This is a genomic window from Aminobacter anthyllidis, from assembly GCF_018555685.1.
Taxonomy (GTDB): domain Bacteria; phylum Pseudomonadota; class Alphaproteobacteria; order Rhizobiales; family Rhizobiaceae; genus Aminobacter; species Aminobacter anthyllidis.
Window position 1 is genome coordinate 397556 of the sequence record NZ_JAFLWW010000005.1, and the last position, 14451, is coordinate 412006.

Consider the following 14451-nt stretch of genomic DNA (forward strand, 5'->3'; position numbering starts at 1 on the left):
GTTCAAGCCGGCAGGAATGCGGAGTTCTGCCGCACCAGCGCCGATTTCAGCTTTTCCATCGCGCGGGTTTCGATCTGCCGGACCCTCTCCTTGGAGATGCCAAGGGAGGTGCCAAGCTCTTCGAGCGTCGCACCTTCTTCCGTCAGCCGACGCTCCTCGATGATCTGAAGCTCACGCGCGTTGAGCACGCCCAGCGCGTCGTGCAGCCAGCCCGAACGCCGCTCGATGTCGATCGCCTCGCCGACGAGTTCGTCCGGCCAAGGATCGTCCGACACCAAAAGATCCATGCGCTCGCCGGCATCGCCATCATCGCTCAGCGGCGCGTTGAGCGATGAGTCGGGCACCGATAGGCGCATGTCCATCATCGCGACGTCGGCTTCCGACACGCCAAGTGCTACCGAGATTTCCTGATAGGCTGAGCTGTTGCCGAGCGGGCCACTGCCCTGGGCGAGACGGGCGCGCATGCGGCGCAAATTGAAAAACAACGACTTCTGCGCCGAACTGGTGCCGCCCCTGACGATCGACCAGTTGCGCAGGATGTAGTCCTGCATCGATGCGCGAATCCACCATGTGGCATAGGTCGAGAACCGAACCTCGCGCTGGGGATCGAAACGCGCAGCAGCCTCGAGCAGCCCGACATGGCCTTCCTGGATGAGGTCGCCCATCGGCAGGCCGTAGCGCCTGAACTTGACCGCCATGGCGATGACGAGGCGCATATGGGCCGTGGCGATGCGGTTAAGTGCGTCCTGGTCGCGCCGCTCTTTCCAACGGATCGCCAGCTCGAGTTCTTCGCCGCGCTCCAGATAAGGCGCGCGCGACGCGGCCCTCAGCATCATCTGCTCGCCGGCCAGGCCTGCCCGATCCATATACATCTTGCGCCCCTTGTCCTGAGAGCAGCCGGGCAGGCATCGCAATTGTGACGCTTCCCCGCGAGGCTATTAACGCGCCGTCTCGGCTTATGTTCCGGAGTGGCCGGCTGCCATGGCATCCGTAGATTCACATTCCAGTATTGCGCCATAATTGAAATTTCATTCCTTATGCTCGAGGCTGGCTTCTGACAGATTGCCGCCAATCACAACTTTCCCGGCCAGCATGCCGGGCACAGAATCGGGATCACACAAAATGAAGTGGTTTAAGTCGCTGGCCGTTGCCGCAACGATCCAGCTCGCAGCCGTCGCCGCCGGCCACGCCGGTGAAAATCTCAACGAGATCAAGGCGGCCGGCGTGTTCAAGATCGGCACCGAGGGCACCTATGCGCCCTTTACCTATCACGACGCCTCGGGCGCGCTGGTCGGCTTCGACGTCGAGATCGGCAAGGAAATCGCCAAGCGCCTCGGCGTCAAGGCGGAATTCCTCGAAGGCAAGTGGGACGGGCTGATCGCCGGCATCGATGCCAAGCGCTACGACGCCGTCATCAACCAGGTCGGCATCACCGAGGCCCGCAAGGCCAAGTACGACTTCTCCGACCCTTACATCGCTTCGAAGGCCGTGCTGATCGTCAGCGGCAAGAACGAGGACATCAAGGGCTTCGCCGATCTCAAGGGCAAGAAGTCGGCCCAGTCGCTGACCAGCAATTTCGGCAAGATCGCCGAAGCCAATGGCGCTGAACTGGTCGGTACCGACGGCTTCGACCAGTCGATCCAGCTGGTGCTCAACGGCCGCGCCGACGCCACCATCAACGACTCGCTCTCGTTCTTCGACTTCAAGAAGCACAAGCCCGACGCCGACGTGAAGATCGTTGCCGAAGAGGCCAAGGCCGATTTCTCCGGCGTTATCGTGCGCAAGGGCGAGCCCGAGCTGGTCGAGGCGATCAACAAGGCACTGGCCGAGATCAAGGCCGACGGCACCTACAAGAAGATTTCCGAGGCCTATTTCGGCACTGACGTCTCGCAGTAACAACATTGCACGTCAGGCGGCGCCCGGCGTGGCGGCCGCCTGAAAGGCACTCATTTCCCACCTCTCATTTTTTCCCATGAACTTGCCCGGAAAATCTGCGATTTTCCGGGCTCGTTTGTTGTGGAGAGGGAGCACTCATCTTGCCACATTGGCTGCAATTGATGCTGGAGTCGCTCGGCCCCCTGTTGTGGGCAGCGCTCATCTTCACGGCACCCCTGACGCTGCTCTCCTTCGCCTTCGGCCTGACGGTCGGGCTGGGTGCGGCGCTTGCCCGCCTGTTCGGGCCGGCCTGGCTGTCGGCGATCGTCCGCTTCTACGTCTGGATCATCCGCGGCACGCCGCTTCTGGTGCAGCTGTTTTTGATCTTCTACGGCCTGCCGAGCGTCGGCATCGTGCTCGACGCCTTCCCAGCCGCGCTGATCGGCTTCACCCTCAATGTCGGGGCTTATTCCTCCGAGATCATCCGTGCCGCCATCAGTTCGGTGGCCAAGGGGCAGTGGGAAGCCGCCTATTCGATCGGCATGACATGGTCGCAGGCGATGCGCCGCACCATCCTGCCACAGGCAGCACGCGTCGCGGTGCCGCCGCTGTCCAACACCTTCATCTCGCTCGTCAAGGACACCTCCCTTGCCGCCGCGATCACCGTGCCGGAGATGTTCCAGGCAGCACAACGCATCGTCGCCACGACCTATGAACCGCTGATCCTCTATGTCGAGGCGGCCATACTCTATCTCGCGATGAGTTCGGTGCTGTCGTCGCTGCAGGTCAGGCTCGAAAGGCGGCTCAACCGTTACGGCGGCTTCCTGGAGGCGCGGTCATGATCGGATTGTCCCACATCGTCAAGCAGTTCGGCGACAACACCGTGCTCAAGGACGTCTCCGTCGAGATCCGGGAGGGCAGTGTGACCGCGCTTGTCGGCCCATCGGGAGGCGGCAAGAGCACGCTTTTGCGCTGCATCAACCTGCTCGAGATTCCGACCTCGGGTACCGTGCGTATCGGCGATGACACGCTCGAATTCCGCCCCGGCCATCGGGTCGCCACCAAGGCGATCCAGCAGCTGCGGCGCCAAACCGGCATGGTGTTCCAGAACTTCCAGCTGTTTCCGCACCGCACGGCGGTCGAAAACGTCATGGAAGGGCTGGTGACCGTGTTGAAATGGCCGGAAGCCAAGGCGCGCGAACGCGCCATGGCGCTACTCGACAAGGTCGGCATGGCGCACAAGGTCGATGCCTGGCCGGCGACGCTTTCGGGCGGGCAGCAGCAGCGCGTGGCAATCGCACGCGCGCTGGCACCATCACCCAAGGTGCTGTTGTGCGACGAGCCGACATCGGCGCTCGACCCCGAGCTGGCGCAGGAGGTTGTCGACGTGCTCGGCCAGCTGGCGCGCGAGGGCACGACCATGGTGATCGCCACGCACGACCTGCGCCTGGCTTCCAAGATCGCCCATGAGGTGCTGTTCCTGGAAGCCGGTTCGGTTGTCGAAAAGGGGCCGGCAAACGAGGTGTTCGGCAATCCGAAGCACGAACGCACCAGGCGCTTCATCGCGACGATCACGCATCAGCACGAGCACGGCAAGGGCGGCGAGGGCTAACAGCCACCTCGGCCCGGAAACAAAAAAACCCGGCCATTGGCCGGGTTTTTCATAACGGAACTGAAAAGCCTGATCAGGCAGCTTCTTCCTGCTCGGCGTCGGCTTCTTCGTTGTCGGCCTTGGCGCCGCGCTTCGGACCCTTGTTGAGGTTGGTCTCGATGAGACGGACAGCCTCGGTCTCCGACAAGCGGTTCACGGCTGCCAGTTCGCGTGCCATGCGGTCGAGCGCTGCTTCATAAAGCTGGCGCTCGGAATAGGACTGCTCCGGCTGGTTGTCGGCGCGGTAGAGGTCGCGCACGACTTCGGCGATCGAGATCAGGTCGCCTGAATTGATCTTCGCATCATATTCCTGCGCGCGGCGCGACCACATGGTGCGCTTGACGCGGGCGCGACCCTGCACGACCTTCAATGCGCGCTCGACATAGTCGGTCTCGGAAAGCTTGCGCATGCCGATGGACGTCGCCTTGGCGACCGGCACCTTGAGGCGCATCTTGTCTTTCTGGAAATCGATCACGAACAGTTCGAGCTTGTGTCCCGCCACTTCCTGCTCGTCGATCGATACGATCTGGCCGACACCATGTGCCGGATAGACAATATACTCGCCGGTCTTGAAACCGTGACGTGCTGCGGATTTCTTCTGCGGGATGGAAGTTGCCATACGCCCTGAACTCCTTCTTGTGACACCGGCCCGCCGAGGCCGGTTGATCGGGACAGTCGCAAAACGCGACCTTCTGCCGCACGACAATCGACCCCCAATCGGAAGAGCTTGGACCAGCAAACCGCAAACATTGCGACTGCCGGGCCCAGATTACTCTGGTCCGGATTAGGGTTGTCACCTTTCAGTGAGTTAGGCTATGCGCCATAGATCGACGTTGTGTCATCGGCATGTTGGGCTAGCTCTAACACAAAAAGTCGGAAGAATCAAGATTTTGCTGCATACGCGAACATCCTGCCGCGTCAAGAGTCGACGGCGGCCCTCAATCCAACGATCTAGCGCCTTTCAGGCGCGCAGCCCTCAGTTGCCTTCGCCGGGCTCAGCCGAAAAGAACTTCTCGAACTTGCCTTCGACACCGTCAAATTCCTTGGCGTCGACAGGCGGTTCCTTCTTGGCCGTGATATTCGGCCATTTTTCGGCATATTCGGTGTTGATCTGCAGCCATTTGTCGAGGCCCGACTCGGTATCGGGCTTGATCGCGTCAGCCGGGCATTCCGGTTCGCAGACGCCGCAGTCGATGCACTCGTCAGGGTGAATGACGAGCATGTTCTCGCCTTCATAGAAGCAGTCGACCGGACAAACCTCGATGCAATCCATGTATTTGCATTTGATGCAGTTGTCGGTGACGACGTAGGTCATGAAGCAGGCTCCGGGACTTCCCGTATTTTGTATCTTTCGGGTGAGGTATCCCCTTTGCGGAGCTCTTGCAAGGGCGGCCATTCCGCGCAGAAGCCAGTTGGCGGAACGCTATTCTCAACTCGCCCGCCGCGGCTCCAAATGCTTTGCGTCACTGGTCGCGTAGCCTGTCGGTGGCGCGCCGTTCCTTCTTGGTCGGACGGCCGCTGCCAACCTCGCGCAGCGGCGGCTTGGCGTCCGGTGGCGCCTGGTCCTTGGGCGTTGGCGCCGGGGAGATGTCGTCGTAGAGCTTGCGCGCTTCCTCGGCCGGCCCGCGACGCTCGCCAGCCAGCAGAACCTTATAGACCAGGATGCGGCGGTCGAGCGTGATCGTCAGCACATCGCCCGTCTTGACGATGTCGGAGGCCTGGCTGAGCTTCTGGCCGTTGCACCTGACGCCGCCAGACTGTGCGAGCTTGGCGCCGAGCGAACGCGACTTGACCGCGCGCGAGAAGAACAGCCACTTGTCGATGCGCTGTCTTCCCTCGCCGGCCAAGGCGTTTACTTCTTGAGCTGGTCGCGCAGCGCGGCGAGCTTGGCGAAGGGCGAATCGGGATCGATACGCACCGGTCGCTCTTCGCGCGGCTTCGGCTGGAAGGCGGGCTTGCCCTTGAAGCCGCCGCGATCGCCGTCACGCTTGTCGCCGCCTGGGCGCTCACCACGGTTGCGGTTGTCGGGGCGTCCGCCCTCGCCCTGCGGCTTGCCACCGGGCTTGCGGTCGAAGCGCGGACGACCGTTGTCACGACCGCCTTCGCCGCCCTCGCGGTTGCGATTGGCTTCGCCCTGACGGGCAGCAGGTGCGCCAGCGGCACCGGCGGCACGCTGCTCGCGCTGGCCGCCACGCGAGCGGTTGTCCTGGCGATGACGCGGACGCTGTTCGAAGCGGCCCTGACGCCACAGCAGGATCGGCTTGGGCGCTTCCACGGCTTCGGAGGCGTCTGCCGCCGCGGCTTCCACCGGAACAGCATCGGCAGCAGGAGCTTCGGCAACAGCCTCTGCGGCTTCCGCCTCGACTTCCGGCTCGGACACGGGCTCTGCTTCGGTCACCGGTTCAGCGGCGACCTCGGCTGCACGTTCGGCAACCGCTTCGGTCTGCTCGGCGACGGTTTCAGCTGCTTGCCCGTCTGCTTCGGCCTCCGGCGCCTGTTCGGCGACTTCGGAAGCTCCTTGTTCGGTGGTTTCGGCCGTCTCGACGAAGGGTTCGGCGGAAACGTCGGCAGCCTCATCGCTCGCAGCGGGCGCAGCAGCTTCGGCGGCCGCGGCAGCCTTTGCGGCGACAGCCTTGGCCACGGCCTCGCGAGCGGCGCTGTCGATTGTCTCGAGCTTGTCCTTGACCTCGGCGGCTGGCTTCGGCTCAGCACGGTAGCCGAGGCCCTTGAGGATTTCTTCCATGTCGTCGCCGGTGGCACCGAGGATCGACATCATCTGCGGCGTGACGATGAACGAGCTGCCGTCATAGGCACCGTCGGGACGCGCGCCGATACCCTGCTTCCAGGCGAGCGCCGGGCGGATCAGGTCGGCGAGACGCTCAAGGATGTCGACACGCACGGCGCGGCGGCCAAGATTGCGGAAGCCGGCAAGCTTGTAGAAGGTCTTGTCGAAGGTCGGGTCGATAACGACGGAGGTGCGGCCGGCGGCGAGCGCGTGGACGACGTCGCCGAAGCCCGGCTTGTCCTTGCCGTCGTTCTTGATCGCCCAGAGCAGCGTCACCAGCCCTGCCGGCGCCGGCTTGATCAGCGCGGGAACGAAGACGTGATAGGCGCCGAAGCGCACGCCAAGGCGGCGCAGGGCGGCGCGGCCTTCCTGGTCGAGCGACTTCACGTCTTCGGCGATGTCGCGGCGGTTGATCAGGCCGAAATTCTCGACCAGCTGGAAAGCGATGCCGCGGCCGATGCCGGAAAGCTGTTCGGCGGCCTTGAGATCGACAAGCGGCTTGAGCAGCGACTCGACCTGGAAATTGACGAAACGGTCGGCGCGCGCCGCGACCTTGTCACGAGCCGGGCCGGTCAGCTGTTCGTCGGCAAGCAGGATGACGCGCGGCTTGAGCGCGTCTTCGCCCTCGACCAGCGTACCGATCGGCGCGCCGATCCAGCGCAGCACGCCATCGGAGCCAAGCGCGATATCGCCATTGGGCGACGCCGAGAAACGCTCGGCGCGGGAATCGAATTCGGCGGCGAGCGCCTTCTGGGCTGCCGTGCGCACGGCCTTGGCATCTTCTCCACCCGCGCTCTGGTCGGCGGTGAAACGGAACCCTTGCAGTTCGCCGACGTGATGACCCTCGACGAGGACAGTTCCGGACGGGCTTATTTCGGCTTCAAGCATAGTGTTTTCTCTAAGGCGGCGCATGAGGACGGAAGTCCTGCGGTCTACGAAGCGTTTCGTCAACCGCTCATGCAGTGCATCCGACAATCTGTCTTCGATGTTTCGCGTTTTTTCTTGCCAGTGTGCCGGATCGGCAAGCCAGCCAGGGCGGTTTGAGACAAAAGTCCAGGTCCGGATCTGTGCGATCCGGTGCGAAAGCGTGTCGATGTCGCCTTCGGTGGAATCGGCGCGGCGGACCTGCTCGGCCATGTAGTTTTCGTCGACGTGACCATGCCGGGCGAGATCGTCATACATCGATGCGATGAGGTCGGCGTGCTGGGCCGGCGCGATGCGGCGGTAGTCGGGCAGCGCGCACGTCTCCCACAACAGCGCGACACGCTCGCGGCCGCTTGCGAGCGTGCGGATGTTTTCGTCGCGCGAAAGGTGCTCGAGCGCCTGGGCGTCGACCGCCGGCAGCGCGCGCGTCAGGCCCTCGACGGGCGCCACGGTGTCGATCGAGCGCTTGAGCGTGTCGAGGCTGGCGAAGTCGAACTGGGCGGTGCGCCACTGCAGCACCTTCACCGGCTCGAAATCATGGCCTTCGATCTTCTCGATCAGTTCCTCGTCGAACGGATCGACCTGGCCGGTGACACCGAAGGTGCCGTCGCGCAGATGTCGGCCGGCACGGCCGGCAATCTGGCCAAGCTCGGCCGCGGTCAGCTGGCGGTACTGGTAGCCGTCGAACTTGCGGTTCTGGGCGAAAGCGACGTGGTCGACATCGAGATTGAGGCCCATGCCGATGGCGTCGGTGGCAATCAGGTAATCGACGTCGCCAGACTGGTAGAGCTCGACCTGGGCGTTGCGGGTGCGTGGGCTGAGCGCGCCAAGCACCACGGCGGCGCCACCCTGCTGGCGGCGGATGAGTTCGGCGATGCCATAGACCTCGTCGGCCGAGAAGGCGACGATGGCCGAGCGGCGCGGCAAACGCGTCAGCTTCTTGGAACCGGCATAGGCAAGATGCGACAGGCGCGGCCGCGTGACCACCGACACGCCCTTCAGAAGCTTTTGCAGGATGCCATGCATGGTGGCGGCACCGAGCAGCAGCGTCTCTTGCCTGCCGCGCAGATGCAGGATGCGGTCGGTGAAGATATGGCCGCGCTCGAGATCGCCGGCGAGCTGAACCTCGTCGATGGCAACGAACGCCGCGTCGGTCTGGCGCGGCATCGCCTCGACGGTGCAAACCGAGTATTTCGCGCCCGGCGGCAGGATCTTCTCTTCGCCAGTGACCAGCGCCACCTTGTGGGCACCGACCTTTTCGCAAACCCGGCCATAGACCTCGCGGGCGAGCAGCCTGAGTGGCAGGCCAATGATGCCGCTTTCATGCGCGACCATGCGCTCGATGGCGAGATGCGTCTTGCCGGTATTTGTCGGCCCCAGAACCGCGGTGACATCGCGGCCTGACAGGATCAGGGGGTCGTTCTGCTTGGAGTGGACATTCATTCTAAGGAACCGCCCTCGGCGCCGGGCCAACCCGGCGTTGCGCCGCCTGTCGCGACGACTGGACACATAGGGATTTGCGCGGCGAAGCGAAAGCGGAATGTTCCAGATTTAAGAGTTGGAACGAGTCTAGAACGAATCAGCGACGAATCACTGACTCCGACAGATTCAGGTTTTGTTCACCCCAACATATAGATTTCCGGCTGGCAAGCTGCACCACATGCAGAATCTCTAAAGTGGCCCGTTTCATGCCTCAGCGCGCCGCCGTTAACCTTTGCCGGCCAAGCGCCGGAACGCCTCGGCGACCTCGGCGCAAAATAATGATTTTATTGATGTTTCCTATCGCCACATTAACGCTGGGACCAGCGGCGACGGACATTCGGTTAACATTTGAACCAAATGCGGAACGAACAGGCTACGAATCACTGATAGGACAAGTTTCCTGATTTGTTCACCGCTAGATGTTGTGCCCGACTGCACCCGTCCACCGATTATCCACCTGATATGCACAAGCCTGTCCACAGCTCCCCGACTTGCACGTTAACCTTTGCGTGCCATAGCGGCACATGCCGGCCCACGCAAAAATATCTGTGATTGCATTCCCTTAAGGGAATTGCACCCGTTGTGCCCGGCGCCGAGCCGTGTCTCCATCCGCACGTTGAGTCTGCGCGGCGGGGGTTGCCTAGGCGGGGCCTCCGGAAAATGCGGCGCACCGCGCAGGCGCATTGGAGGGAACATCATGACCAAACGTCTATTCGCCGAATTCCTCGGCACATTCTGGCTCGTCTTCGGCGGTTGCGGCAGTGCCGTGCTTGCAGCCGCGTTTCCCGAACTTGGTATCGGCTTTGCCGGTGTTGCTTTGGCATTCGGCCTGACGGTCCTGACCATGGCCTATGCCGTCGGCGGCATCTCCGGCGGCCACTTCAACCCTGCCGTCTCGGTTGGCTTGATGATGGCCGGGCGCTTCGAGGCCAAGAACCTCGTGCCCTATGTCATCGCCCAGGTGGTCGGAGCTGTTGTCGCCTCGGCGGTGCTCTACCTCATCGTCAGCGGCAAGGCCGACTTTGCCGGCATCGGCGGCTTCGCCACCAATGGCTACGGCGACGCTTCCCCGGGCAAATACGGCCTGTCCTCGGCGCTGATCATCGAAGTGGTCCTGACCTTCATGTTCCTGATGATCATCCTCGGCTCGACCCATGGACGTGTTCCGGCTGGCTTCGCGCCGATCGCCATAGGCCTCGCTTTGACGCTGATCCACCTGATCTCGATCCCGGTGACCAACACCTCGGTCAACCCGGCCCGTTCGACCGGCCCGGCGCTGTTTGTCGGCGGCGTCGCCCTGCAGCAGCTCTGGCTGTTCTGGGTTGCCCCGATCGTCGGCGCAGCAATCGCCGGCATCGTCCACAAGGCAATGTTCGAAAAGGACTGACCTCACCCGGCCAGACGAGAAAACGGCGCCCTTCGGCGCCGTTTTCTTTTTCCAGGTCTAGCAGGCGAGCCTGTCAGACGAAATACTGTCCGCCATTGGCACTCAGCGTGGCGCCGGTGATGAAGCCCGACTCTTCCGATGCCAGGAACACCACGCATCGCGCAATCTCTTCCGGCTCGCCGAGGCGACCGACAGGTATCTGGGCGATGATCGATTCCCGCACCTTTTCCGGCACCGCCATAACCATTTCGGTGGCGATATAGCCCGGGCAGATGACGTTGACGGTGATGCCCGCGCGCGCGCCTTCCTGGGCCAGCGCCTTGGTGAAGCCGATGTCGCCGGCCTTGGAAGCCGAGTAGTTGGCCTGCCCGGCCTGGCCCTTCTGGCCGTTGATCGAGGAGATGGTGACGATACGGCCGAACTTGCGGTCGCGCATGCCGCTCCACAGCGGATGTGTCATGTTGAAGGCACCGTTCAGATTGGTGTCGATGACTTCCTTCCACTGCTCGCGCGTCATCTTGTGGAACATCGAGTCGCGCGTGATGCCGGCATTGTTGACCAGCACCGAAACGGGGCCGAGGTCGGCCTCGACCTGCTTGATGCCGGCCTCGCAGGCGTCGTAGTCGGCAACCGACCATCTGTAGACCGGGATGCCCGTCTCGGCCTTGAATTTCTGCGCCGCTTCGTCGTTGCCGGCATAGTTGGCGGCGACCTTGTAGCCTGCGTTCTTCAGCGCGATCGAAATCGCAGCACCAATGCCGCGCGATCCGCCGGTGACGAGTGCAACCTTAGACATGCGTTTCCCCTTTTCTGCTGCTTGATGGATTGCCCTTGCGACAGGCTTTTACAGCGCCGCGCGTCCTTTGGGACGCGCAAAGGACGCCGTAACATTTTGAATTGGCGCATGATCCTTTCCGGAAATCGACTCCGATTTTCGGGGTCATGCGCTAGAGACAAAAAAGGGCGGCACATTGGCCGCCCTCTTGCTTTTCGATTTACATCGCCTCGACACACATCGCGACGCCCATGCCGCCGCCGATGCACAGGGTCGCAAGACCCTTTTTCGCGCTGCGTCGCCGCATCTCGTAGACCAGCGTATTGAAGACGCGGGCGCCGGAAGCGCCGACCGGGTGGCCGATGGCAATGGCGCCGCCGTTGACGTTGACGATCGCCGGATCCCAGCCCATGTCCTTGTTGACCGCGCAGGCCTGCGCGGCGAAAGCCTCGTTTGCCTCGACGAGGTCGAGGTCGCCGACCGACCAGCCAGCCTTTTCGAGCGCCCTGCGCGATGCCGGGATCGGGCCGGTGCCCATGATCTGCGGATCAACGCCAGCGGTCGCCCAGGAGACGATACGCACCAGCGGGGTGAGACCACGACGCACGGCCTCGGCTTCGGTCATCAGGACGACGGCGGCAGCGCCGTCATTGATGCCCGAGGCGTTGCCGGCTGTAACGGTGCCTTCCTTGTCGAAGGCAGGCCGCAGCTTGGCAAGCGAATCGAGCGTCGCGCCATGGCGGATGTATTCGTCCTGGTCGACGATGGTGTCGCCCTTCTTGCCCTTGATGGTGAACGGCACGATCTCGTCGGCGAAGCGGCCGGCCTTCTGTGCGGCCTCGGCCTTGTTCTGCGAGGCGACCGCGAACTGGTCCTGCTCGTCACGGGTCAGCTGCCACTGGCGCGCGACGTTCTCGGCCGTGTTGCCCATGTGGTAGCCGTAGAAGGCGTCGGTCAGGCCATCCTTGATCATCGTGTCGATCATCTTGAAGTCGCCCATCTTCACGCCACCGCGCAGGTGCTGGCAGTGCGGCGCCATCGACATCGATTCCTGGCCGCCGGCGACGATGATCTTGGCGTCGCCCGTAGCGATCTGCTGCATGCCGATGGCAATGGTGCGCAGGCCCGAGCCGCAAAGCTGGTTGAGGCCCCAGGCGGTTGCCTCCTGCGGCACGCCCGCCGCCATGGCCGCCTGGCGGGCCGGGTTCTGGCCGGCACCGGCGGCAAGGATCTGGCCGAGGATGACTTCGTCGACTTCCTTGGGATCGACGCCGGCGCGTGCAAGCGCCTCGCGGACCGCAACAGCGCCGAGTTCGTGCGCCGGCGTGTTGGCGAAGGCGCCGTTGAACGAGCCGACCGGCGTTCGGGCGGCGCTGGCGACGACGATGGAGGACGAGGCGGACATGTTTCTCTCCAGACTTCGTTTGACGAAAGGTTGTTGCGCGTCGAGGACGTTGGCGCTCATGACTTTTCTTGCCCGTTCCAGGACCCGAGTCAAACCGGAAAATCACTGGATTGCCGATGCTGCGGCCGCAGTGCAGCAATGCTGCGCAGCATTTTTTTGCCGGCGCGGACCCGCCTTGCCTTCTTGCAGTGCACAAACCACTTGGATTTGCGATTGCTTTGCGCTTATCCTCGTGACCGGCGAAATGTTACCGGCTGCTTACATGGCATTCCGGTCTTCCGGGGGAGGATGCTGATGGCCGCAAAAGACACGCCGATCGTAATCAAGAAATACGCCAACCGCCGACTCTACAACACCGGTACGAGTACTTACGTCACGCTCGAGGACCTGGCCGAAATGGTCAAGAAGGGCGAAGAGTTTACCGTGCAGGATGCCAAGACCGGCGAGGATATTACGCACCCGGTGCTGACCCAGATCATCTTCGAACTGGAGAACAAGGACGGGCAGAACATGCTGCCGATCCCCTTCCTCAGACAGCTGATTTCGTATTATGGCGACCAGATGCAGATGGTTGTACCGAGCTTCCTCGAGCAGTCGATGCTGGCCTTCTCCAAGGAGCATGAGCGCTTCCGCGAGCAGATGAAGTCGACCTTCGGCAAGGCGCCGATAGACATGATGAAGGGCGCCGCGCCGATGAAGGCGCTGGAGGAACAGACACGCCGCAACATGGAGCTGTTCCAGAACGCGATGCGCATGTTCACGCCTTTCCCGATGCCTGGCGCTGGAGCAACCCCCGCCGAGCCGGCCAAGAAGGAAACGTCCGAGAAGCCGGACGAGCTCAAGGAGCTCAAGGACCAGCTTGCCGCGATGCAGCGGAAGATCGATTCCATGGGGTGAGACGCGGTCGGCCAAAGGCCGACGGAAAGCCAATTGCTTGGCTTTCCGAGCGTCGAACGCCCTGAGCCATGCGAAGGGCCGGAGGACCTCTCCAGTCCTGGAGTGAAGCCAAGCTTTAGGACCCAGGGCTGCTGGAACGGCCCCCCCCTCTCCCACCCATTCAGGTAAGGCAGTTTCAACCGGATGCAGGGTTTTGCCCGGCGTCCGGAGCGTGTTTGCTAGACGCCCATCAATAATCAGGAGGAATGATCATGACCGAACTGACGCTGGCCAAGGCCAACGCCATCATCGACACCGCCTTTGCACTTGGCGCCGAGCAGAAATTCAAGCCGCTCGGCATAGCCGTGCTCGACGCGGGTGGACATCTGCTTGCGTTCCAGCGTCAGGACGGCTCGCCCTTCATCCGCGCCGAGGTGGCGTCGGGCAAGGCCTACGGCGCGCTCGCCGTGGGTTCAAGCTCGCGTGCGCTCGGCGTTGCCGCTGTCGAGCGTCCGCATTTCTTCCAGGGGCTTTCGGCGGTATCGGGCGGCAAGATCGTGCCGGTGCCGGGCGGCGTGCTGATCCGCAACAAGAATGGCGACGTGCTCGGCGCGGTCGGCATTTCGGGCGACACGTCGGACAATGACGAGCTCGCCGCCATGGCCGGCATCGAATCGGCAGGCTTCGTCGCCAAGGTCTGATTGGCGGGCGCGTTCCCCTTGGGGACGCGCTCCTACTCGCGGCCGAAGGTGACGTCGCGGCTGGCCGAGCGGAGCGAAACCGAAAACCCGGCCAAGACGTCCAGCAATGCGATCACCATCAAGGTGAAGAACACCGGGTGCGCGGCCCCGCGCACCAGAAGGAATTCGACCAGGAACGCGACGAAGACGAAGGTCGACAGCAGATGGTCGACCACGGACGCGTTGCTGGTACGCGTCGACTTCACGATCTCGACGAACAGCAACAGCAATCCGACGACGACCAGCAGATTGCCCAGCGTCAATGTGAAGACGCCACCCGACATCATGTTGAGCGACAGGATCTCGCCCGACCACGGGTCGCCGTTCACGCCGCTGCCGAAAAGGCCGGCAAGCCCCATGTTGAACAGGATGAAGGGGATGATCAGAAGGGGAATGCCCGCGAGCATGGACCGGTCTCCGCGTTGCGCTGGCACCTTCTAGAATCCCCTGATGCCTTGGCGTCAAGAAAATTCAGCACCATCCGGGCACGCAAAAAGAAAGGACCGGCTGGGCCGGTCCTTTCCCGATAGGCTCGCTGAGGAAAGCTTTTC

At 62.9% G+C, this 14451-nt stretch carries 14 protein-coding genes; 6 read left to right on the top strand and 8 right to left on the bottom strand.

Annotated features, from left to right (window positions below):
• Positions 1-2 precede the first annotated feature (2 nt).
• A complete protein-coding gene (locus J1C56_RS19080) occupies positions 3-872 on the bottom strand; it encodes an RNA polymerase factor sigma-32 (RefSeq protein WP_214391630.1) in 870 nt (289 codons plus the stop codon).
• Positions 873-1122: 250 nt separating this feature from the next.
• Here J1C56_RS19080 and J1C56_RS19085 point away from each other — a divergent pair, with 250 nt between their 5' ends.
• From J1C56_RS19085 to J1C56_RS19095, 3 genes are all read left to right on the top strand, one after another.
• Positions 1123-1896 carry an amino acid ABC transporter substrate-binding protein gene (locus J1C56_RS19085; RefSeq protein WP_214391631.1) on the top strand — a complete coding sequence of 258 codons (774 nt, stop codon included), beginning with the start codon at positions 1123-1125 and terminating at the stop codon, positions 1894-1896.
• Positions 1897-2036: 140 nt separating this feature from the next.
• Positions 2037-2717, top strand: a complete 681-nt coding sequence (locus J1C56_RS19090; RefSeq protein ID WP_214391632.1) for an amino acid ABC transporter permease — start codon at positions 2037-2039, stop codon at positions 2715-2717.
• Positions 2714-3487 (top strand): amino acid ABC transporter ATP-binding protein, encoded by a 774-nt coding sequence (locus tag J1C56_RS19095; RefSeq protein WP_214391633.1) that lies wholly within the window; start codon positions 2714-2716, stop codon positions 3485-3487. The genes J1C56_RS19090 and J1C56_RS19095 overlap by 4 nt, the downstream gene beginning before the upstream one ends.
• Before the next feature lie 73 nt (positions 3488-3560).
• On the opposite strand, the gene J1C56_RS19100 is transcribed toward J1C56_RS19095, so the two are convergent.
• From J1C56_RS19100 to J1C56_RS19115, 4 genes are all read right to left on the bottom strand, one after another.
• Entirely contained in the window at positions 3561-4145 is a 585-nt protein-coding gene (locus J1C56_RS19100) for a CarD family transcriptional regulator (RefSeq protein ID WP_115730409.1), read from the bottom strand.
• Positions 4146-4502: 357 nt separating this feature from the next.
• Positions 4503-4841: a ferredoxin FdxA gene (gene fdxA, locus J1C56_RS19105; RefSeq protein ID WP_214391634.1), complete on the bottom strand. Its 339-nt coding sequence runs from the start codon at positions 4839-4841 to the stop codon at positions 4503-4505.
• A 148-nt stretch (positions 4842-4989) separates the two neighbouring features.
• On the bottom strand, positions 4990-5373 hold the full coding sequence (locus J1C56_RS19110; RefSeq protein WP_214391635.1) for an RNA-binding S4 domain-containing protein: 384 nt from the start codon (positions 5371-5373) through the stop codon (positions 4990-4992).
• A 5-nt stretch (positions 5374-5378) separates the two neighbouring features.
• Complete coding sequence (locus tag J1C56_RS19115; RefSeq protein WP_214391636.1) at positions 5379-8678, bottom strand: helicase-related protein; 3300 nt, start codon at positions 8676-8678, stop codon at positions 5379-5381.
• Between the two features lie 736 nt (positions 8679-9414).
• Here J1C56_RS19115 and aqpZ point away from each other — a divergent pair.
• Complete coding sequence (gene aqpZ, locus J1C56_RS19120) at positions 9415-10104, top strand: aquaporin Z (protein ID WP_214391637.1); 690 nt, start codon at positions 9415-9417, stop codon at positions 10102-10104.
• 73 nt (positions 10105-10177) lie between these two features.
• Here the strand turns inward: aqpZ and phbB are convergent, their stop codons facing one another.
• Together phbB and J1C56_RS19130 are read right to left on the bottom strand one after the other, a co-directional pair.
• Positions 10178-10900, bottom strand: coding sequence for a beta-ketoacyl-ACP reductase (gene phbB / locus J1C56_RS19125; RefSeq protein ID WP_214391638.1), 723 nt, complete (start codon positions 10898-10900; stop codon positions 10178-10180).
• Between the two features lie 199 nt (positions 10901-11099).
• Positions 11100-12284 carry an acetyl-CoA C-acetyltransferase gene (locus tag J1C56_RS19130; protein ID WP_214391639.1) on the bottom strand — a complete coding sequence of 395 codons (1185 nt, stop codon included), beginning with the start codon at positions 12282-12284 and terminating at the stop codon, positions 11100-11102.
• A 294-nt stretch (positions 12285-12578) separates the two neighbouring features.
• On the opposite strand from J1C56_RS19130, the gene phaR reads away from it, so the two are divergent.
• On the top strand, positions 12579-13181 hold the full coding sequence (gene phaR, locus J1C56_RS19135; protein ID WP_214391640.1) for a polyhydroxyalkanoate synthesis repressor PhaR: 603 nt from the start codon (positions 12579-12581) through the stop codon (positions 13179-13181).
• Positions 13182-13432: 251 nt separating this feature from the next.
• A complete protein-coding gene (locus J1C56_RS19140) occupies positions 13433-13861 on the top strand; it encodes a GlcG/HbpS family heme-binding protein (protein WP_214391641.1) in 429 nt (142 codons plus the stop codon).
• 32 nt (positions 13862-13893) lie between these two features.
• On the opposite strand, the gene J1C56_RS19145 is transcribed toward J1C56_RS19140, so the two are convergent.
• The gene (locus J1C56_RS19145) at positions 13894-14307 is read right to left on the bottom strand and encodes a hypothetical protein (protein WP_184767984.1); all 414 of its coding nucleotides are present in this window, start codon (positions 14305-14307) and stop codon (positions 13894-13896) included.
• Positions 14308-14451 lie beyond the last annotated feature (144 nt).